The following is a 20982-nucleotide window of genomic DNA, read 5'->3' on the forward strand; positions in this document are numbered from 1 at the left end:
TTGCCCTTTGCCCTTTGCCCTTTGCCCTTTGCCCTTTGCCCTTCAGGTTAAAGCATCCGAATGTTGCCGAAGGAAGACCAGAGGCAGCACGAACCGCATGGATGCGGTGAGAGGCATAGCGACGCCGGGAGCGGCTCTATGCCGGTGCGTTAAGCCTCTGGGCTGACTGAGGTTGCCGCCGCAACGCGGCGGTCAACAGTCGGCTGCGTTGGCGCGGGGAGTGCAGAGGGGCGTTCGCCCTAACGCCCCTTTGCTCGACGCAAACACCCTTGCCGAGATAGCCACAACACCTAAAGCGGCGAAACTTACACTTGATCAAACATTCAAACAACGACTTCTGGAGCCACAAAACGTGCATCAAAAATTAATGCAATGTCGGTTTCCCCGCTGCCGGAACCCCCGTCCCAACAAACTCGTTATGACACAACATCGCCGCCATTCTCACATATTCATGAATCTCTGCCAGCGAGCGTTCCAGCTCATCCTGGTCTTCATCTTCTTCATACCTCAACTGAGCAATATTACGCAGATCGTCAATCGCTTCGCCGGTTTCCCCTTTTACTTGCGCCAGCTTAGGCTGCATCATGCCTAGTCCCAGCAAGAAATGGTTAACCCAACCTGACAGAGCATCAATACGTTCAAAAACTGAGCTTTCGTCATCGGGTACCATTAGGTCAAAGTCAAAACCTTCATCTTCCAGATCTTGTTTGGTCACATCGTATAATTGCGTCACCATATCCTTCAGTGGATAACCAAACGCGATACCTTCATTGGTCAAATCATGGACCATCACTGTCCAGCTACTATCATTGCTGCCACCGCACAGTAAGCCACTAATCAGGCCATGCATTTCTGATGCAGTCATCCCGATATGATGTTGTGTCAACGTTGTATTCAGTGTTTGATAAGAGGGAAGCGTGTTCTCGGTCATCATGAATGATTCACCACCATAGGTAAGGTCAGATAAGTTAGCGCTATGCTACCACCAACCGCAGATCCGATTCCATAAAAGGCATAAATCTTAAGTACTTTCTCCCTGCACTTGTCAGGAGAATATCTATCTTTTAATCATAGTCCGAAGGTACCGCCCCACACAAAGCGATAGTTTGGTATAATGGCCGTAGTTTGTTAGATTAGTGATATCTGTTTTATTTATTCGTCTCTTAGTTGATTGGGTCCCCCGGGTTTTCCATACAAAGAGCACAGGTCGAAATTCGGCAGGAAGGTGACATGTCAGCACAACCGGTAGATTTACAAATTTTCGGCAGATCGTTACGGGTAAACTGCCCGCCAGAGCAAAAAGAGGCTCTGAATAAGGCCGCAGAAGACTTGAGTCAACGCTTACAGGACTTAAAGGTTCGTACTCGTGTGACTAATACAGAACAGTTGGTTTTCATTGCTGCGCTGAATATCAGCTATGAGCTGGCTCAGGAAAAAAATAAAACCGATGATTATGCTAAAAATATGGAAGAGCGAATTCGCACGTTGCAGCATACAATTGAACAAGCTTTAGTCGAACAGAACCTGATATCGAAACGTCAGGGTGCAAAATTTGAATAAAACCCATATACTCTTTTATAAATGTTGTTATAGTTAATGTGTAGTTGGTCAAACAGATTAACTAACCAAGAATCATAGAAAACGTAGTGTACGGTTTCTGAAAAAATTCTCTGAGGTGTGCGTTATCGGGCCAGTCCCCTGAGCCGATATTTCAAACCAACAGAATGTGGATTCTTACAATTTGTGTGCATGCCCGGTCCGTCCGGGAAGCCTGATAACTGTAAATTCATGTTCACCTTGAACCAAGGGTTCAAGGGTTACAGCCCGGGACGGCACCTCGGAGTCCTCTCTTGTATGTTCATTCTTTGATATAAGCCTATCCGGTATGACCTTTGAGATTTCTGCTCGTCAAATACTCAGAAAAAAAGTCCGCCAACTCCGCAATAGTTTAACGCCTGAACAACAGCACTCGGCCGCTCAGATACTGTGCCAAAAACTGTGTAACCATCCTAAAATCAAAACGTCTCAGCACATCTCCCTGTTTCTCTCTTTTGATGGCGAAATCGATACCCGGCCATTGATTCTGGCACTCTGGCAACAAAAGAAATCGCTTTATCTGCCGGTTTTGCACCCTTTTAGTCCTGGTCATCTGCTGTTTTTACACTACACGCCAGAAACTCCAATGGTTTCACATCCCTTTGGCATTCAGGAACCCCGGCTTAACGTGCAATCGGTTTTACCTGTGTCACAGTTGGATGTAATTATTACACCTCTGGTTGCTTTTGATGCACAGGGAAATCGTCTGGGAATGGGTGGTGGCTACTATGACCGAACGTTAAAAAACTGGCGCAATAATGGCTCCTGGCCCATCGGAGTTGCCCATGATTGCCAACAGGTTGACGCTTTATCCTGTGAAGACTGGGACATTCCTTTGCCGGAGATTATTACCCCCTCCCGTGACTGGTGTTGGTAAAAACTATCACCAGAAAAATGGCAAAAATAAAGGCGGCTAATTAGCCGCCTTTATTTACAATCAATCCCGGTTAGAACAACAATCTTGCACGAATAGTGCCCTGAATCGATTTCATATGCTCCAGCGCTTCATCTGAACGATCGGTTTCCACATCGATAACCACATAACCGATATCATTATTGGTTTGCAGGAACTGAGCGGCAATGTTAATACCCTCTTCTGCAAAGATATGGTTAATCTGATTCAGAACCCCTGGGCGGTTTTCATGAATATGCAGCAAGCGACTGACATTTTCACTCGGTGCCGGCAGGGAAACTTCCGGGAAGTTAACCGCAGAAAGCGTTGAGCCGTTATCAGAATATTTCGCCAGTTTGCCCGCAACTTCATTACCAATGTTGGCCTGAGCTTCCTGAGTCGAACCACCAATGTGCGGCGTTATCAACACATTATCAAAAGCGGTTAATGGTGATTCAAACGGATCCTGATTGGTTGCCGGTTCGGTTGGGAACACATCCAGAGCGGCACCAGCAATATGATTACTTTCCAGTGCACTACACAACGCCGGAATATCCACGACCGTACCACGTGAAGCATTGATCAGTACGGCACCCGGCTTCATCAGAGCCAGTTCTTTATGGCCCATCATATTCTTGGTGCTGGCGGTTTCCGGTACGTGTAATGTCACCACATCGCTCATATTTAGCAGGTCAGATAAATGACGCACCTGAGTAGCATTTCCCAGCGGCAGCTTGTTTTCAATATCGTAGAACATAACGTTCATACCGATAGATTCCGCCAGAATACCCAGTTGAGTTCCGATATGGCCGTAACCAATGATTCCCAGATTTTTACCGCGAGCTTCAAAACAACCAACCGCCAGCTTACACCACTCACCGCGGTGAGCTTTGGCGTTAGCTTCAGGAATACGACGCAGTAACAGTAGAATTTCCCCTAACACCATCTCTGCAACGGAACGAGTATTGGAGAATGGTGCGTTAAACACAGGGATACCACGTTTAGCGGCTGCATGCAGATCCACCTGATTGGTACCGATGCAGAAACAACCAATAGCAACCAGCTTTTCTGCTGCTGCCAAAATATCTGCACTTAAATGGGTACGGGAACGAATACCGACAAAGTGCGCGTCACGAATCGCTACTTTTAGCTCTTCATCATCCAATGCACCTTTATGATATTCAATGTTGGTATAACCCGCTGCACGCAGGTTATCAACCGTACTTTGGTGAACACCTTCCACCAGGAGAAACTTAATTCTCTCTTTTTCTAACGATACTTTTACCATCTGCTGAACCTTGCCCTAGTGATTATTATATAGACCCTGTCTAACCAACATATCAAAAATAGAAGTTACGGCAATACAATCGATTGCTTATATATCAGTAGAAGGCGTAAGTGAATGTTTTAATTTAGGTGGTTTATTCTGCCGCTAATGGAGAAGAGCAGCGTCTTAACGTTACGAAAATGCTAAGTGTGATATATATCACCAAATTAATATTTTTTTAATTATATGTAATAATTTTTGAATATTTCCCCGAATTTTATAGGGTTATATAAAATTCGGGGTGTTACATAATTACGATTCGATAATTTTCACACCATCAGCAGTGCCAATCAGTGCCACATCGGCCCCACGATTAGCAAACAACCCTACAGTTACCACTCCGGCGATGTTATTAATCTTATTTTCCATCGCTACGGCATCCATAATTTTCAGATTGTGCACATCCAAAATGATATTGCCATTATCAGTAACCACACCCTGACGATATTCTGGCATTCCACCCAGTTTGACCAGCTCTCTGGCGACATAGGCTCTGGCCATCGGAATCACTTCTACCGGCAGAGGAAAAGCTCCCAGAATATCAACCTGCTTAGAGCTGTCAGCAATACAGATAAATTTGCGAGAAATCGCTGCAATAATCTTTTCTCTGGTTAGCGCTGCGCCACCACCCTTAATCATTTGCATGTGACCATTAATCTCATCGGCACCATCAACATAGATGTCCAGAGAATCTACTTCGTTACAATCAAAAATCTGAATTCCCAACTTCTTCAGTTTGGCTGTTGAGTCATTGGAGCTGGAAACGGCCCCTTCGATTTGGTCTTTTATTGAACCTAACGCATCAATAAAATGCGCAGCAGTTGAGCCAGTTCCAACGCCTACAATGGTTCCCGGACGCACATATTTCAGTGCCGCACAGCCTACTGCTTTTTTCAGTTCATCTTGAGTCATGGTGAAATCTACCTACGCTGTCAAAAATGTGATTATTATAGATTAACCCACGAGGCGAAACAGTTAAACCTGTCAGAAACATACGATAATCTAAAAAGTATGGCATAGTGATAGAGAGACGGTCTGATTAAAACGGAGAATACTTAGGAATGAAACGCCCAGATTATCGCGTACTTCAGGCGCTGGATGCGGTTATCCGTGAGCGCGGTTTTGAACGTGCAGCACAAAAGTTATGTATTACACAATCAGCCGTATCTCAACGCATTAAACAGCTTGAATACCTGTATGGTCAGCCGTTGCTGATCCGTACCGTTCCGCCGCGCCCTACTGAACAAGGGCAAAAACTGCTGGCACTGTTGCATCAGGTAGAATTACTGGAAGATGAATGGCTAAGCGATGAAGGCAGTGCTGACTCTCCGTTACAGCTATCTCTCGCCGTTAACGCCGACAGTCTGGCAACCTGGCTATTACCGGCACTCAAACCGGTATTGTCTGACTCTCCCATTCGCTTAAACCTACAGGTTGAAGATGAAACCCGAACTCAGGAACGGTTACGTTTAGGAGAAGTAGTTGGAGCAGTAAGTATTCAGCCTCAGGCGCTACCGCGCTGTTTGGTGGATCAGCTAGGGGCACTGGACTATATCTTCGTAGCATCACCTGACTTTGCTGAACGCTATTTTCCGAACGGAGTGACTCGCTCCGCACTGCTTAAAGCGCCTGCGGTGGCGTTTGACCATCTGGATGATATGCATCAGGCATTCTTACAGCAGAACTTTGACCTGCCGCCGGGCAGCGTACCCTGCCATATTGTTAGCTCTTCAGAAGCCTTTGTGCAGTTGGCAAAACAGGGAACCACTTGTTGTATGATCCCACACCTGCAAATTGAGCGGGAGCTGGCTAACGGTGAATTAATGGATTTGACACCGGGACTCTGTCAGCGCCGGATGCTTTACTGGCATCGTTTCTCGCCAGAAAGCAAGATTATGCGGGGAGTCACTGACGCCCTGTTAAGTTACGGGCGTCAGGTATTAAGACAAATCTGATACGCGATTAACGTTGAATATCAAATACTACGTCAACCTGATCGTTAAAGCTGATGCTCTGCTACTGGTATGTTTGATCAATACCGCTGGCAGAGACAGCATCAGATTTATAAGCACGCATCATCGGCACTGGCATTGGGTTAGCAGCGCGATAGCGAATGCTAAATACCGGTCCCAGCTTAACGCCAAAGTCTTTTGCTAACTCTTCTGCCTGCACTTTAGCATTCTCAACGGCTTTTTTACGCACTTCATTACGATAGGTATCGTCTTTAGCTACGCCTAGCGTGACATCACGGATCTCATTCAGGCCTGCACTTAATGCGCCATCTAACAAGGTGTTCAACTTATCCAACTGACGAACGGTTACTTTCACCTGACGAACCGCAGCATAGTCTTTTACCACTTTGCTACTATCATTACTGTTTGGATAGTTGTACTCCAACCGGGTCTGGATATTAGCCGCATCAATATCAGCTTTGGCAATGCCATTTTTCTCCAGAAACTCCATATACTTAGCAACACGTTCATCGTTTTGCTTTTTCGCTACCGCAGCATCCTTATCAGATACTTTTACCTCGATCAGTAAAGTTGCCATATCCGGCTGAACTTCAATGGTTCCGGTACCTGAAGTTACAATATGTGGACCATCGGGCAACTCTGCAGCCTGCATCGTCATTGGTAACATGGCAACCACAGCTGCCATCGCCAGCGCTTTTAATTTCATGAACTCTCCTCGGAAAGAATATCCTGATGGCGCGAAGTCTGTGCCATCAATGCATAACCGAACCAATGATAGAATTATCCGGAACAATGGCAACAGAATTTACAACATCCTGACGTTCCGTTTACCCAAGATGAATATTAACTCAGGCAAACAATCCTGAAAGCGCATGCCTGGCCAGTTGTATAGCGATCACCCACATTACTGTGCCAACCACCAGATTGATGCCACGCTGAGCCTGACTCTTTTGCAGCCAGGGAGCCATCCAGGCCGCCAGCAGTGCCAGTGAAAAGAACCAAATAATTGAGGCTGTTACTGCACCAATGACAAACCACAATCTTAAATCACCAAACTGCTCACCCAGACTGCCTAATACCACTACAGTATCCAGATAAACGTGTGGATTTAGCCAGGTGACTGCCAAAACAGTGGCGATAATTCGATAACGTGTATGCAGGGTCTGGTTATCCATACTGAAGGTATCAGGATCGGATTTGAATGCCTCACGAAACGCCCCCCATCCGTACCAGAGTAAAAACACTACCCCAGCCCAGGTGACCAGTTGCAACAACAGAGGCGACTGGGCCAGGAGCGCCCCACCACCAAACACGCCCAGAGAAATTAAAATGGCATCACTAATGGCGCAAAGTGCTGCCACCATCACCGGATATTGACGGCGAATCCCTTGAGACAGCACAAAAGCATTCTGCGGCCCAATAGGCAAAATCATCGCCATCCCTAAAATAATTCCCTGAAAATAGGCTACCAGCACGTTATTCCTCGCTTTAACTCTTCACAGATTTCATCGGGCGATAGACTAGCGGGTGATGATGAGAATGAGAAATGGATAATTCTTATTACCCATTAGGTGCAGCTAATGATCAATTAGGGGGCTTAATACCATAAAAAAACACCGGCTGTTACCAACCGGTGTTTATCAACTAATTAAAGCAATAACGATTACAGTACGTTTTCGCAGTTCAGTTCTTTGAATGCTTTTTCTAAACGAGCAATCATGGTTACCTGACCAGCACGTAACCATGCACGTGGGTCATAGTATTTTTTGTTTGGTTTATCTGCGCCTTCCGGGTTACCCAGTTGGCCTTGCAGGTAGCCTTCATTTTTCTTGTAGTATTCCAGAATACCTTCCCAGGTTGCCCATTGGGTATCGGTATCGATATTCATTTTTACTACGCCATAACCAACAGCTTCTTTAATTTCTGCTGCTGTTGAACCAGAACCGCCGTGGAATACGAAATCCAGGCTGTTGTGTGGCAGGTTATGTTTCTTAGAAACATATTCCTGAGAGTTATGCAGAATTTTTGGCGTCAGCTGTACGTTACCTGGCTTATAAACACCGTGAACGTTACCAAATGAAGCAGCAATAGTGAAACGTGGGCTGATAGCGTTTAGCTTCTCGTAAGCGTAATCCACATCTTCTGGCTGAGTATACAGCGCAGAGTTATCCAGATGACTGTTATCAACGCCATCTTCTTCACCACCGGTACAACCCAGTTCGATCTCCAGCGTCATACCAATCTTGGACATACGCTTCAGATACTTACTACAAATCTCAATGTTTTCTTCCAGAGACTCTTCTGACAAGTCGATCATATGAGAAGAGAACAGAGGTTTGCCGGTTTCTGCAAAATGTTTTTCACCCGCATCTAACAGGCCATCTAACCACGGCAGTAATTTCTTAGCGCAATGGTCAGTATGCAGAATTACCGGAACACCATAATGTTCAGCAACCAAATGCACATGTTTAGCACCGGAAATGGAACCAACGATAGCATTGCCCTGACCTTCCAGTTTCATACCTTTACCGGCCATGAACTGAGCGCCGCCGTTAGAAAACTGAACAATGACCGGAGCACGAACTTTTGCAGCTGCTTCAATAACCGCGTTGATAGAATCAGTACCTACGCAGTTAACTGCAGGTAATGCGAAATTATTCTCTTTAGCAATTTTGAATACTTTCTGAACATCATCACCAGTGATAACACCCGGTTTTACGAAATCAAAAATTTTAGACATGCTACTCGTCCTATTTTTCATTGGTTATTGATGGATAAAATAATTTTACCCTATAAATAATAGAAGAAACGGGAGGCAAGCCTCCCGTCTTATCGAATTAACCCTTTGCACGCTCTTCTAACATCACAACTGCCGGCAGTTTTTTACCTTCAACAAACTCAAGGAAAGCACCGCCACCGGTTGAGATATAAGAAATTTTATCTGCGATACCAAACAGATCGATCGCAGCCAACGTATCACCACCACCTGCGATAGAGAATGCATCACTCTCAGCAATAGCCTGAGCAACGATTTCAGTTCCTTTACGGAAGTTAGGGAACTCAAATACGCCTACCGGGCCATTCCACAGGATAGTTTTTGCTTTTCTCAGGATTGCAGCCAGCTCTTCAGCCGATGCATCACCTAAGTCCAGAACTTGTTCATCATCTTTAATGTCAGCAACAGATTTCATCGTTGCTGGCGCAGTTTCAGAAAACTCAGTTGCCACACGCACATCAGTAGGAACCGGAATATGGCAAGTTTCCATCAGTTTTTTCGCTTCAGGAATCAGATCGGCTTCATACAGCGATTTGCCCACATTGTGGCCTTGAGCCGCGATAAAGGTATTTGCGATACCACCGCCAACAACCAGTTGGTCAGCAATCTTAGACAGAGAACCTAATACGGTCAGTTTGGTTGATACTTTAGAACCACCAACAATTGCTACCATTGGACGAGCCGGGTTACCCAGCGCTTTACCTAATGCTTCCAGTTCATCAGAAAGCAGCGGACCAGCACAAGCAACCGGTGCATATTTTGCAACACCATGAGTTGACGCCTGAGCGCGGTGAGCGGTACCAAAAGCATCCATTACAAACACATCACACAGTGCAGCATATTTCTTAGATAACGTTTCTTCGTCTTTCTTTTCGCCTTTATTGAAGCGAACGTTTTCCAGAACCACTAACTCGCCTTGTGCAACATCAACACCATCCAGATAATCTTTCGCCAGACGAACCGGAGATTTGATGGCATTTTTCAGATAATTCACAACCGGTAACAGAGAAAATTCTTCGTTATATTCACCTTCAGTTGGACGACCCAGGTGAGAAGTTACCATAACGCGAGCGCCTTGTTTTAAGGCTAATTCGATAGTTGGCAGAGATGCGCGGATACGGGCATCAGAGGTTACTTTGCCATCTTTTACTGGTACGTTGAGATCTGCACGGATAAGTACACGTTTACCCGCTAAATCCAGATCGCTCATCTTAATTACAGTCATTGTGAATCCTCTTGTTAATTCTCTCAAAGTTACCTGAGCCCGGCACGCTTTGCCGATACTCATATATTCCGATGGTTGATGCTTTTCGGCAGTGTCCGGCTCTATCCCACCAAAGATTGCTACTTTTAACAAAAATCACTTATCACACAGGACATTCGCGGTAAACAAAACACGCGCACCTGTCCTATATATCAAAATATTTAACATACCGGACAAATCGTTGCAGCAAATGATAACACGAAAAGTATAGTTGAGATTAACCCGTCTATTCTAATCATAACAGCGCTGCCTGTCTGTGATACCGCTATCGGTTCGATAGCCTTAAACTACGGGCATTGTTCCAATATTACCGTTATTCTATACCTGAAACCACAAAAACTGAAACGCTTCAGCATGTGTTTACAGATTACGAAAATCCTGCCGGAATTACTACTGGTTATATGCGGTTAAACTAAAAAAGTTCGGTTTTGTGATTAGATATATATTCTGAGATGCAAAGCCTCACGGCTGATGTTGATGCAATTAAAAAGCCCTGATATCGCTATCAGGGCTTTGAACTCAATTAAATACCAGGAGTATTTAAAATTATTTCAACAACTCACGGGCATTCGCCACCACGTTATCAACCGTAAAACCAAACTCGGCAAACAGTTGTTCTGCCGGAGCGGATTCGCCGAAGCTGCGCATGCCAACAATACGACCGTTCAGACCAGTGTACTTGAACCAGAAGTCTGCAATACCCGCTTCCACAGCCACACGTGCACTTACGCCTGATGGCAGCACCGATTCACGGTAACCCGCATCCTGACGGTCAAACACTTCAGTACATGGCATGGAAACGACACGAACTTTACGGCCTTCTGCCGACAGTTTGTCTGCCGCATCCACCGCCAGACTCACTTCCGAACCGGTGGCAATCAGAATTAACTCAGGTGTACCGGCACAGTCTTTCAGTACATAACCACCACGGGCTACGTTAGCCAGTTGCTCTGCGCTACGTGGCTGTTGGGTCAGGTTCTGACGGGAAAAAATCAGGGCGCTTGGGCCATCCAGACGCTCAATGGCTGCTTTCCACGCAATCGCTGATTCAACCTGGTCACACGGACGCCAGGTGCTCATATTTGGCGTCAGGCGCAGGCTGGCCATCTGCTCTACCGGCTGGTGAGTCGGGCCATCTTCACCCAGACCAATCGAGTCATGGGTATACACAAATACGCTGCGGATTTTCATCAGCGCTGCCATACGTACCGCGTTACGGGCATATTCCATAAACATCAGGAAGGTGGCACCGTAAGGCACAAAACCACCGTGCAGGGCGATACCGTTCATCATCGCCGACATACCAAACTCGCGTACGCCGTAATGAATGTAGTTGCCCGCCAGGTCATCCACAATCGACTTCGAACCGGACCACATGGTCAGGTTGCTTGGTGCCAGGTCAGCTGAGCCGCCCAGGAACTCAGGCAGCACTTTACCAAAGGCTTCCAGCGCATTTTGTGACGCCTTACGGCTGGCGATATTGGCCGGATTAGCCTGTAAATTCTCGATAAACTTCTGTGATTCTGCCTGCCACTGAGCCGGTAACTGACCGCTCACGCGACGGGTGAACTCGGCAGCCAGTTCAGGATGAGCTGCCCGATAGGCGGCAAACTGCTTGTCCCACGCTGCTTCCGCCGTCTGACCGGCAGATTTGGCATCCCAGGCGCTGTAAATTTCCTGAGGAATAACAAATGGCTCGTATTTCCAGCCCAGCGCTTCACGGGTGGCGGCCACTTCGGCATCACCTAATGGTGCGCCATGGCTGTCGTGAGTTCCGGCTTTATTGGGTGAACCAAAACCGATGATGGTTTTGCACATCAGCAATGAAGGCTTACCGGTCTCTTTCTGAGCCTGCTCTACCGCTTTACGAATGGCCTCTGCATCATGACCATCGATGCCACGAATTACATGCCAGCCATAAGCTTCAAAACGCATGGCCGTATCATCAGTGAACCAGCCTTCAACGTGGCCGTCAATGGAGATACCGTTGTCATCATAGAAGGCAATCAGTTTACCCAGTTTCAGGGTACCGGCCAGTGAACAGGCTTCGTGAGAAACCCCTTCCATCATGCAGCCGTCACCCATAAAGGTATAAGTGTGGTGGTCAACAATGTCGTGACCCGGGCGGTTAAACTGGGCAGCCAGCGTGCGCTCGGCAATCGCCATACCCACCGCATTACAGATACCCTGACCCAGCGGGCCGGTAGTGGTTTCCACGCCCGGCGCATAGCCATATTCCGGGTGACCCGGGGTACGGGAATGTAACTGACGGAACTGTTTTAAATCATCGATAGTCAGATCATAACCGCTCAGGTGCAGCAGGCTATAAATCAGCATGGAGCCATGACCGTTAGACAGCACAAAGCGATCGCGGTTAGCCCACTGAGGATTGGTTGGATTGTGTTTTAGGAAACCGCGCCACAGAACTTCCGCGATATCGGCCATGCCCATCGGGGCTCCGGGATGGCCAGATTTGGCCTTTTGTACGGCGTCCATACTGAGGGCGCGAATAGCGTTAGCGAGTTCTTTATGAGAAGGCATTATTAACTCCATTTTAGGCTTAGGATTCGAGGTTCAGATCCAGAATAGGAAAAACGCTCTTATCTTCTCAAGTCAGCGCTAAAACGGCAACCCCGATTGACGATACAAATAGTTGCAATTAAAGGTGGGTTTTTGTGTCACAGATCTTTTCATTTCCTCATGACACACTCTTTTATTATTGATATTATCGTCCAACTGGATAGGACCAGTCTTGAAGGCTAATAATCATATAATCACAGGAAGATAGTTTTATGAAAATGCGTTCTACTTTAATCGCTGTAACCTTAGCATCGGCTACCATGTTAGCAGGCTGCCAGAGCGGTAGTTTTGGTGATACCCTTCTGTCTGCTGTAACCGTTAGTGATGCAGAAGTTAAAGCGCTGTCAGATCAATCTTGTAAAGAAATGGATCAGACTAACAAAGTTGCAGGCAAGAGCAGCAAGTACACCAAACGTCTGAACAACATCTCCAAGAAGTTAGGCACCAACATCAATGGTCAACCTCTGAACTACAAAGTTTACTTAACTGATGACATCAACGCATGGGCAATGGCTAACGGCTGTATCCGTGTGTATAGCGGTCTGATGGATAAGATGACTGACGATGAAGTAATCGGCGTTCTGGGCCACGAAATTGGTCACGTTGATTTAGGCCACACTAAGAAAGCATTCCAGGTTGCTTATGCAGCTCAGTTCGCTACCCAGGCAGCACTTCAGTACGGCGGCAAAACTGCAGCAGTTCTGAACGACGCTCAGGTTCTGGATTTCGCTAACGCACTGATCAACGCTCAGTTCTCTCAGTCTCAAGAATCAGAAGCTGATACCTTCTCTTACGACCTGCTGAAGCAGAAGAAACTGAAAACAGCTGCTCTGGCAACTGCGTTTGACAAACTAGCTCAGTTAGACGGTGGCGCAAGTGCTGGTATGATGAGCTCTCACCCAGGTTCTAAAGACCGTGCTGAAGCAATCAGAGCTCGTATCGCTGCTGATGGTAAATAATATATTTATGCGATAACACGCTTATCTATGTATCTAAAACCGAGGTCATGGCCTCGGTTTTTTTATTGCCAGAAAAACTCCCCTCCTCCGAACATTTGGCACGAAATCATTAACACTCAAATATTCAGTGACGTACAGTGGTCAGATTATCGGGAAAAATAGAGATAATCTTTTCATTTATCAGGATTATTTCTTTGCCAGAGTGATGATTGTCAACTATCTTTTATATCAATGCCGCACTTGTGCGGGGTGTCCCGTTTCATCACTTATTCAGGTTGTAGTATTGAATGAATCATCAATAAAATTCACCAAGGAGTCGTCTTATGAGTCAAGTGAAACACGTAGCCGTTTTGGTTGGTAGCCTGCGTAAAGAGTCAATCAACAGAAAAATTGCCCTGGCATTGGCTAAATTAGCTCCCTCTTCAATTAAGCTGGATATCGTGGAAATTGGCGATTTACCTCTCTATAGCGAAGATATTGATGTCACTCCAGCACCTGCCGCTTACACTACATTCCGTAATCAAATCAAAGCTGCTGATGCCGTATTATTTGTCACCCCTGAATACAATCGCTCTGTGCCAGCAGCATTAAAAAACGCACTGGATGTAGGTTCTCGTCCTTACGGTCAAAGTGCCTGGTCAGGAAAACCTGGGGCTGTTGTTAGCGCATCACCGGGTGCCATTGGCGGTTTTGGTGCCAACCACCATCTGCGTCAATCACTGGTATTCCTGAATATTCCATGTATGCAGCAGCCGGAAGCCTATATCAGTAACGCCGGGGCTATTTTTGAAGAGAGTGGTGAGCTAACTGAAAGAACCAAAGCCTTCCTGCAAAGCTTTGTTGATGCTTATGCTGATTGGGTTCTATTTCAGACTCGCCCACAAAAATAGGCTATTGAGATAAATCCATTAATACGAAAACGGCTGATAAATATCGGCCGTTTTAATGTGATGGCCAACCAGATAAATTGGCCTCAATAAATATTCCGACCGTAAAAACACAGTGCTTATATCTGCATCGAGAACGGTCGGTAAACCATCTGTACTCAGCTATGGTGCGCGTTGGGCCTGGCCGGGTTAGGGGCACTTCGTTGGCTTACGCCAAGTCGCCCCCAACACCCGTCCCTCCCAACGATTGGCTATCTTAAGGTATTAAACTGAACTGGCAGACTTTGTCATTAATAAAAAACGGCTGATAATTGTCAGCCGTTTTTTATTATCCTTATATTCGGATTAAATTACTTTTTCGTTACTTTTTCGCTGCCTGCATATACAGCATATCCAGAGCAACTGTCGCGGCTGCCAGCGCGGTCATCTCTGCGTGATCGTAAGAAGGAGCTACTTCCACTACATCCATTCCCACGATATCCAGCGATTGTAATCCACGCAGAATTTTTAGTGCACGGTCAGACGTTAATCCACCACACACTGGCGTACCGGTACCCGGAGCAAAAGCAGGATCCAGACAGTCAATATCAAACGTCAGATAAACCGGCATGTCTCCTACAATCTTTTTAATCTGAGCAACAACATCATCTACTGTGCGATCGTTTACCTGAGCGGCATCCAATACGGTGAAACCGTTGTCAGTATCATGCTCAGTACGGATACCAATTTGTACTGAACGTGTAGGATCAATCAAACCTTCATTTGGCGCATGATAAAACATGGTGCCATGATCAAACTTACTGCCGTTAGAGTAAGTATCGGTATGAGCATCAAAATGAACCAAAGCCATTTTGCCAAAATGTTTAGCGTGAGCTCTTAATAAAGGCAGCGTCACAAAGTGGTCACCACCAAAAGTCAGACAGCGCTTACCGGCAGCCAGTAAACGTTCGGTGTGAGCCTGAAGCTGTTCACTCATGTCCTGAGCGTCACCAAAATTAAAAACCACATCACCGCAATCAACAACCTTCAATTTGCTTTGCAGTTTGAATGTCCATGGCCAACGACAGGATTCCCAGGCCAGATTAGTCGATACCTGACGAATGGCCGCTGGTCCATGACGAGCGCCTGAACGACCAGAGGTTGCCATATCGAAAGGAACACCGGTGATAACCCAATCAGCATCACTCTCATACGGTTGGAAATTGAGTGGTAAACGTAAAAAACCAAAAGCATTGGAGACCAGTGAATTATCAGGCTTATTGCCAAGCGTGCTATTCATTGTATTCCTCAAAAAGTCTGCGTTATCTTTCCGTTATCCCATGCTATCGGCAATGAGTCATAAATGGAAATCAACTAAGTCGCGAAAAAAAATCCCTCCTCGTCAGAATGGAGCGCCCGACGAGAAAGGGATTCAGAGAATTCTTCAATTGTGCTGGGGTAAATTATGGAGTGTATTCCCCCCATCTTCAAGAAAAATCCCGAGCCTCATCGATTATCGTTAGCGGGACTTTTCAGACTCACAAGCAGTTACAGAATTGACTAATCTTTCAGTCTGTTAAAGTTAGTATATAGTTAAACTAAATGCACTAACCGGATTTATATATGGCAGAAATGACATCGGCAATAATTCTACTTTTTCTTATCCTGGATCCGCTGGGAAACCTGCCGATATTTATGTCGATCCTTAAACATATCGATCCGAAACGCCGCCGCATTATTGTTATCAGAGAGATGCTGATTGCGTTGGTGCTGATGATGGTTTTTCTGTTTACCGGTGAGAAAATTCTGGAAGTATTAAATCTGCGTACCGAGACAGTGTCTATTTCTGGCGGGATTATTCTGTTTCTGATTGCCATCAGAATGATTTTTCCATCCTCTGAGAATGGTAGTACTTCTGGTTTACCGGCAGGAGAAGAGCCTTTTTTGGTGCCAATGGCTATTCCATTAGTGGCCGGACCTTCTATTCTGGCGTCATTAATGATGCTATCACATCAATACCCCAACAAAATGGGCTATCTGGCCATTGCGCTGTTTATCGCCTGGGCGCTTTCTGCCATGATATTGATGATGTCCGACTTGTTTTTACGTCTGCTGGGCGAGAAAGGCGTTAATGCACTGGAACGTTTGATGGGATTAATACTGGTGATGATCTCAACCCAAATGTTTCTGGATGGGATTCGAAGCTATTTATCGCACTAGAGAGCAGAAATAAAGCAGGCGATCGTTGACCACCTGCTCCTCAATTAATTACTCATCTTCAAGATAAGTATAACCATACAGCCCGGCTTCAAACTCTTCCAGGAACTGCTCTTCAAGCTCAGGGCTTAAATTGGCGCTCTTGATTTGTTCGCGATAGCGAGTCATCAGGGTTTCCGGATTAAGCTGAACATACTCCAGCATTTCCGCAACCGTATTGCCCTCTTCAGACTGTTCAACTTCAACGCTGCCATCGTTAAAGACGAACACATCAACTGATGCGGTATCACCAAACAGGTTATGCATATTACCCAGAATTTCCTGATAGGCGCCAACCATAAAGAAGCCTAACAGCGGAGGGTTCTCCGGATCGTAAGGCGGCATTGGCATAGTGGTTGCCATACCGTCACCGTCGATATAGTGGTCAATAGCCCCATCAGAATCACAGGTGATATCCAGTAATACTACCCGGCGCTCAGGATCTTTATCTAACCCGCTCAGTGGCAATACTGGAAACAGCTGGTCGATACCCCATGCGTCTGGCATTGACTGGAACAGCGAGAAGTTAACATAAAGTTTATCCGCCATACGCTCATCCAGCTCATCAATGATGGGAAGATGGGCACGATTGCTTGGTTCAAGCTGTAGCTGAATATGATGACAAATGGTCAGATAAAGCTGCTCGGCATAAGCGCGGTCGGTTAAATCCAGCATGCCGTGTGCATATTGAGTATGCACATCATTCAAATCCAGCTGGCTATCGTGCAACCACTCCCGCAGTGAGCGACGATTTTCTGGCTCTTGCATCTCCAGCCAGGTGTCCCACAGGCTACATAAAGCACGGGGAGCATCTTCATTAGGTGGTTGCGGCACTTCAAATTCATTGCGCTCCACACCAATCACGTTAGATACCAAAACCGTATGGTGCGCCGTTACTGCACGTCCGGATTCTGTAATCACCGTTGGGTGCGGTAAACCATGTTCATTACAGGCTTCACCGATTCCCCAGATAACGTTATTCGCATATTCGTTCAGGCCATAGTTCACTGAACAATCAGACTGAGAGCGTGTACCTTCATAATCCACGCCTAAACCGCCACCAACGTCGAAGCATTGAATATTGACACCCAGTTTATGCAGTTCTACGTAGAAACGGGCTGATTCACGTACGCCAGTGGCAATATCACGAATATTAGATAGCTGAGATCCCAGATGGAAGTGCAGCAGTTGCAGGCTGTCCAAACGCCCGGCATCACGCAACGTATCGACCAGTGTCAGTACCTGAGAAGCTGATAAACCAAATTTAGACTTATCACCACCGCTGGCCTGCCATTTACCAGAACCCTGAGAAGCCAGACGAGCGCGAACGCCAAGGCGAGGAATGACATCCAGACGTTTGGCCTCTTCCAGAACCACCTTTATCTCAGACATTTTTTCAATGACCAGATAAACTTTATGCCCGAGTTTTTCCCCGGTTAACGCCAGACGAATATATTCACGATCTTTATAACCGTTGCAGACGATCACTGAGCGGGTAAACCCTGCATGACCTAATACCGCCATTAATTCAGCTTTGGAACCGGCTTCCAGTCCCAAAGGTTCACCGGAATTAACCAGTGACTCAATTACCCGACGCTGTTGATTAACTTTAATCGGATAAACTAAAAAATAGTTGCCTTCATAACCAAACGACTCACGTGCACGTTTAAACGCAGCATTAATAGAACGCAAACGATGCTGAAGTATTTGTGGAAAACAAAACAACGATGGCAGGCGCTGCCCCTGTGCTTGCATTCCCTGAACTAACGTTGCCAGATCCACGCGTGCATCAGGTAAGTCAGGATCCGGACAGACAGTAATATGGCCAAATTCATTCACACCATAATAACCACCACCCCAGTGAGCGACATTATAAGTACGCATCATTTTGCTTGCGGAACCGTTTGTCATAACAACATAAGCCTCTTAGAGCCCGGAACGGAAACAAACCGATCTGAGCAACTCAACAGTAAAAACTACCCGATTAGTTCGTATTTCACCATGCAGCACTGGAGGGTAACTACCCGGACCATACGACCGCATAAGAATAGACGATAATATTGCTATTTCATATTGTTAATGAAGCAATCTGACAGCAAAAAACAAAATTTTTGTTTATAAATATGTCCGGAGGATAGTTAGATACCCTACCATTAAAAATCATTTACAAATCAATTAATAAAGAAGATAACTTCAATTTAGAATACGGTGATTATTGTCCAGCTATATAACCAGATCAAAAGCCTGATTATCTACGGTAAAAAAGCAATTTTTTCAGAACTAAATGATAATTAAACAGTTAATAATTTTATCCACGCTCCCCCACCGGTTATTTATATTTCAACTCGGTATATCGGTACTTTGTATGTGCTAAATCACCGTCAAAACCGCCTTCTATTTCCAGTTATAAAAAAAATGTAATTCAGAACAATAGGTTGAATATTTTCAGATAAAAAACAACTGGCAATATTGTAGTAAATCTTTAGAATAGCCATCCAGAAGTTAATCCGTCTATACCGATTAACTAACGTATTCATAAACTCCTTAATCTGCGCATGCGTTGTCTCACGCCCAACGATCTCCCCAATAAGGGATAACGCCGCTTTGCAGTTAAACCGTCTTAGAGGTAAGAGAAGAAATGGCCCAACACCTGTTTACTTCCGAATCCGTATCCGAAGGGCATCCTGACAAAATTGCCGACCAAATTTCTGACGCGGTGCTTGATGCAATTCTTGAGCAAGATCCTAAAGCGCGCGTAGCCTGTGAAACCTATATTAAGACCGGTATGGTTTTAGTCGGCGGTGAAATCACAACTTCCGCCTGGGTGGATATTGAAGAACTCACTCGTCGTACCGTATGTGACATTGGTTACACACACTCAGATATGGGATTTGATGCTAATTCTTGTGCGGTATTAAGCGCTATTGGCAAACAATCACGTGATATCAATCAAGGTGTTGACCGCAGCGACCCGTTAGAACAAGGTGCTGGCGATCAGGGCATCATGTTTGGTTATGCAACTAACGAAACCGAAGTTTTAATGCCTGCACCAATTACTTATGCTCACCGCTTAATGGAGCGTCAGGCAGAAGTACGTAAAAATGGTACCCTGCCTTGGCTACGTCCGGATGCTAAAAGCCAGGTCACCTTTATGTATGACAATGGCAAAATCAGCGGTATTGATGCGGTAGTATTATCAACTCAACACTCTGACCATATCGGCCAAAAAGATCTGCAGGAAGCGGTAATGGAACACATCATTAAACCGGTTCTACCTGCTGAATGGTTATCAGCTAATACCAAATACTTTATTAACCCAACCGGCCGCTTCGTCATTGGTGGACCAATGGGTGACTGTGGATTAACCGGTCGTAAAATTATCGTTGATACCTACGGCGGTGCAGCTCGTCACGGCGGCGGGGCATTCTCCGGCAAAGATCCTTCTAAAGTTGACCGTTCTGCAGCCTATGCTGCACGCTACGTGGCTAAAAATATCGTGGCTGCTGGCCTGGCGGAGCGCTGCGAAATTCAAGTTTCTTACGCTATTGGTGTTGCTGAGCCAACCTCAATTATGCTGGAAACCTTCGGCACCGAAAAAATTCCACACGACCGTTTAATTCAATTGGTTCGCGAGTTCTTCGACCTGCGTCCTTATGGATTAATTAAAATGCTGGATTTGATCAGACCTATTTATCAGCAAACCGCAGCTTACGGTCATTTTGGTCGTGAACATTTCCCATGGGAAAAAACAGACAAAGCGGCAATGCTGCGCGAAGCTGCCGGACTTAAATAATTCCAGACAGGCATCGTAGCTAATTTTAACGGCGTGATGGCATCAGCCTCACGCCGTTTTTTATTGCTCATTTTATGGCACCTCGTTATGCTAGCGCTCATGACCACACTTCGCCTTCCCATCGCTACTCAGCAAGCCGTTATGCGTTGCTTACGCCATTATCTGGCACTGGCTAATCGCCATTTAGAAACTGAGTATTCAGAACCCAAAGTCACCTATCGCCAGCGTGGAACAACCGCTGGAACGGCCCATCTTACCCACTGGGAAATCCGACTTAATGCAGTGTTGCTGGTAGAAAATGGTCAACAGTTTATTGATGATGTGGTTCCCCATGAGCTGGCTCATTTACTGGTTTATCGTCAATTTGGCCGTGTATCCCCGCATGGTGCCGAATGGCAATGGATGATGGAAAAAGTTCTGGGAGTTAGCGCAACCCGAACACACTGTTTTGATGTGATGTCGGTACAGGGGAAAACTTTTACCTATATCTGTAATTGCCAAACGCATCAGTTAACCGTACGCCGCCACAACAAAATCCTGCGTAAAGAGAGTGAGTATCGTTGTAAGCACTGCGGCAATCTGTTGAAACCAGCTGAAACCTAAACTATTTGCATGTCAGGCCTACTTAACTTTTCCTGCTTTTAGTGATGATAAAAACAACGCAGGGTTGAACAGTCTGTTCTACAATATTAAGCTTATC

18 protein-coding genes and 1 other RNA gene are annotated in these 20982 nt (G+C 45.8%); 9 read left to right on the forward strand and 10 right to left on the reverse strand.

Going from position 1 to position 20982, the window contains the following annotated elements; genetic code table 11:
* Positions 1-364 precede the first annotated feature (364 nt).
* Complete coding sequence (locus tag GOL65_RS09440; protein WP_140921508.1) at positions 365-934, reverse strand: YecA/YgfB family protein; 570 nt, start codon at positions 932-934, stop codon at positions 365-367.
* Positions 935-1230: 296 nt separating this feature from the next.
* On the opposite strand from GOL65_RS09440, the gene zapA reads away from it, so the two are divergent.
* The 3 genes from zapA (at position 1231) to GOL65_RS09455 (ending at position 2473) form a co-directional block, all read left to right on the forward strand.
* Complete coding sequence (zapA, locus tag GOL65_RS09445) at positions 1231-1560, forward strand: cell division protein ZapA (RefSeq protein ID WP_130590425.1); 330 nt, start codon at positions 1231-1233, stop codon at positions 1558-1560.
* A 104-nt stretch (positions 1561-1664) separates the two neighbouring features.
* Positions 1665-1848, forward strand: a non-coding RNA gene (gene ssrS, locus GOL65_RS09450) — 6S RNA.
* A 37-nt stretch (positions 1849-1885) separates the two neighbouring features.
* Positions 1886-2473, forward strand: a complete 588-nt coding sequence (locus GOL65_RS09455; RefSeq protein ID WP_140921507.1) for a 5-formyltetrahydrofolate cyclo-ligase — start codon at positions 1886-1888, stop codon at positions 2471-2473.
* Between the two features lie 70 nt (positions 2474-2543).
* On the opposite strand, the gene serA is transcribed toward GOL65_RS09455, so the two are convergent.
* Together serA and rpiA are read right to left on the reverse strand one after the other, a co-directional pair.
* The gene (gene serA / locus GOL65_RS09460) at positions 2544-3776 is read right to left on the reverse strand and encodes a phosphoglycerate dehydrogenase (RefSeq protein ID WP_140921506.1); all 1233 of its coding nucleotides are present in this window, start codon (positions 3774-3776) and stop codon (positions 2544-2546) included.
* Positions 3777-4067: 291 nt separating this feature from the next.
* Positions 4068-4727: a ribose-5-phosphate isomerase RpiA gene (rpiA, locus tag GOL65_RS09465; RefSeq protein ID WP_140921505.1), complete on the reverse strand. Its 660-nt coding sequence runs from the start codon at positions 4725-4727 to the stop codon at positions 4068-4070.
* A gap of 149 nt (positions 4728-4876) precedes the next feature.
* Between rpiA and GOL65_RS09470 the strand changes: the two genes are divergently transcribed.
* On the forward strand, positions 4877-5770 hold the full coding sequence (locus tag GOL65_RS09470) for a LysR family transcriptional regulator ArgP (RefSeq protein WP_130590421.1): 894 nt from the start codon (positions 4877-4879) through the stop codon (positions 5768-5770).
* Between the two features lie 61 nt (positions 5771-5831).
* Here the strand turns inward: GOL65_RS09470 and GOL65_RS09475 are convergent, their stop codons facing one another.
* From GOL65_RS09475 to tkt, 5 genes are all read right to left on the reverse strand, one after another.
* The gene (locus GOL65_RS09475; protein WP_179038287.1) at positions 5832-6494 is read right to left on the reverse strand and encodes an oxidative stress defense protein; all 663 of its coding nucleotides are present in this window, start codon (positions 6492-6494) and stop codon (positions 5832-5834) included.
* A 142-nt stretch (positions 6495-6636) separates the two neighbouring features.
* Positions 6637-7263: an arginine exporter ArgO gene (gene argO, locus GOL65_RS09480; protein ID WP_140921503.1), complete on the reverse strand. Its 627-nt coding sequence runs from the start codon at positions 7261-7263 to the stop codon at positions 6637-6639.
* A gap of 188 nt (positions 7264-7451) precedes the next feature.
* A complete protein-coding gene (gene fbaA, locus GOL65_RS09485; protein ID WP_140921502.1) occupies positions 7452-8528 on the reverse strand; it encodes a class II fructose-bisphosphate aldolase in 1077 nt (358 codons plus the stop codon).
* 97 nt (positions 8529-8625) lie between these two features.
* Positions 8626-9789, reverse strand: a complete 1164-nt coding sequence (gene pgk / locus GOL65_RS09490; protein ID WP_140921501.1) for a phosphoglycerate kinase — start codon at positions 9787-9789, stop codon at positions 8626-8628.
* Between the two features lie 585 nt (positions 9790-10374).
* On the reverse strand, positions 10375-12369 hold the full coding sequence (tkt, locus tag GOL65_RS09495) for a transketolase (protein WP_179038288.1): 1995 nt from the start codon (positions 12367-12369) through the stop codon (positions 10375-10377).
* Positions 12370-12620: 251 nt separating this feature from the next.
* Between tkt and GOL65_RS09500 the strand changes: the two genes are divergently transcribed.
* Both GOL65_RS09500 and GOL65_RS09505 read left to right on the forward strand, forming a co-directional pair.
* Positions 12621-13367: a M48 family metalloprotease gene (locus GOL65_RS09500; RefSeq protein WP_179038289.1), complete on the forward strand. Its 747-nt coding sequence runs from the start codon at positions 12621-12623 to the stop codon at positions 13365-13367.
* 323 nt (positions 13368-13690) lie between these two features.
* Positions 13691-14257, forward strand: a complete 567-nt coding sequence (locus GOL65_RS09505; RefSeq protein WP_140919857.1) for an NADPH-dependent FMN reductase — start codon at positions 13691-13693, stop codon at positions 14255-14257.
* Between the two features lie 358 nt (positions 14258-14615).
* Here the strand turns inward: GOL65_RS09505 and speB are convergent, their stop codons facing one another.
* Positions 14616-15533, reverse strand: coding sequence for an agmatinase (speB, locus tag GOL65_RS09510; RefSeq protein WP_140919856.1), 918 nt, complete (start codon positions 15531-15533; stop codon positions 14616-14618).
* Positions 15534-15856: 323 nt separating this feature from the next.
* On the opposite strand from speB, the gene GOL65_RS09515 reads away from it, so the two are divergent.
* Entirely contained in the window at positions 15857-16453 is a 597-nt protein-coding gene (locus tag GOL65_RS09515; protein ID WP_140919855.1) for a YhgN family NAAT transporter, read from the forward strand.
* A 48-nt stretch (positions 16454-16501) separates the two neighbouring features.
* Here the strand turns inward: GOL65_RS09515 and speA are convergent, their stop codons facing one another.
* The gene (gene speA, locus GOL65_RS09520) at positions 16502-18400 is read right to left on the reverse strand and encodes a biosynthetic arginine decarboxylase (protein WP_140919854.1); all 1899 of its coding nucleotides are present in this window, start codon (positions 18398-18400) and stop codon (positions 16502-16504) included.
* Between the two features lie 727 nt (positions 18401-19127).
* Between speA and metK the strand changes: the two genes are divergently transcribed.
* Together metK and GOL65_RS09530 are read left to right on the forward strand one after the other, a co-directional pair.
* Positions 19128-20282, forward strand: a complete 1155-nt coding sequence (gene metK / locus GOL65_RS09525; RefSeq protein WP_140919853.1) for a methionine adenosyltransferase — start codon at positions 19128-19130, stop codon at positions 20280-20282.
* Positions 20283-20381: 99 nt separating this feature from the next.
* Positions 20382-20885 carry a SprT family zinc-dependent metalloprotease gene (locus GOL65_RS09530; RefSeq protein ID WP_140919871.1) on the forward strand — a complete coding sequence of 168 codons (504 nt, stop codon included), beginning with the start codon at positions 20382-20384 and terminating at the stop codon, positions 20883-20885.
* Positions 20886-20982: the final 97 nt, after the last annotated feature.

The sequence above is a fragment of the Limnobaculum xujianqingii genome (genome assembly GCF_013394855.1).
GTDB classification, from domain to species: domain Bacteria; phylum Pseudomonadota; class Gammaproteobacteria; order Enterobacterales; family Enterobacteriaceae; genus Limnobaculum; species Limnobaculum xujianqingii.

Coding starts and splice junctions, on each gene's coding strand:
- GOL65_RS09440 (WP_140921508.1), bottom strand. CDS start 934: ATGATGACCGAGAACACGCTTCCCTCTTATCAAACACTGAATACAACG.
- zapA (WP_130590425.1), top strand. CDS start 1,231: ATGTCAGCACAACCGGTAGATTTACAAATTTTCGGCAGATCGTTACGG.
- GOL65_RS09455 (WP_140921507.1), top strand. CDS start 1,886: ATGACCTTTGAGATTTCTGCTCGTCAAATACTCAGAAAAAAAGTCCGC.
- serA (WP_140921506.1), bottom strand. CDS start 3,776: ATGGTAAAAGTATCGTTAGAAAAAGAGAGAATTAAGTTTCTCCTGGTG.
- rpiA (WP_140921505.1), bottom strand. CDS start 4,727: ATGACTCAAGATGAACTGAAAAAAGCAGTAGGCTGTGCGGCACTGAAA.
- GOL65_RS09470 (WP_130590421.1), top strand. CDS start 4,877: ATGAAACGCCCAGATTATCGCGTACTTCAGGCGCTGGATGCGGTTATC.
- GOL65_RS09475 (WP_179038287.1), bottom strand. CDS start 6,494: ATGAAATTAAAAGCGCTGGCGATGGCAGCTGTGGTTGCCATGTTACCA.
- fbaA (WP_140921502.1), bottom strand. CDS start 8,528: ATGTCTAAAATTTTTGATTTCGTAAAACCGGGTGTTATCACTGGTGAT.
- pgk (WP_140921501.1), bottom strand. CDS start 9,789: ATGACTGTAATTAAGATGAGCGATCTGGATTTAGCGGGTAAACGTGTA.
- tkt (WP_179038288.1), bottom strand. CDS start 12,369: ATGCCTTCTCATAAAGAACTCGCTAACGCTATTCGCGCCCTCAGTATG.
- GOL65_RS09500 (WP_179038289.1), top strand. CDS start 12,621: ATGAAAATGCGTTCTACTTTAATCGCTGTAACCTTAGCATCGGCTACC.
- GOL65_RS09505 (WP_140919857.1), top strand. CDS start 13,691: ATGAGTCAAGTGAAACACGTAGCCGTTTTGGTTGGTAGCCTGCGTAAA.
- speB (WP_140919856.1), bottom strand. CDS start 15,533: ATGAATAGCACGCTTGGCAATAAGCCTGATAATTCACTGGTCTCCAAT.
- GOL65_RS09515 (WP_140919855.1), top strand. CDS start 15,857: ATGGCAGAAATGACATCGGCAATAATTCTACTTTTTCTTATCCTGGAT.
- speA (WP_140919854.1), bottom strand. CDS start 18,400: ATGACAAACGGTTCCGCAAGCAAAATGATGCGTACTTATAATGTCGCT.
- metK (WP_140919853.1), top strand. CDS start 19,128: ATGGCCCAACACCTGTTTACTTCCGAATCCGTATCCGAAGGGCATCCT.
- GOL65_RS09530 (WP_140919871.1), top strand. CDS start 20,382: ATGACCACACTTCGCCTTCCCATCGCTACTCAGCAAGCCGTTATGCGT.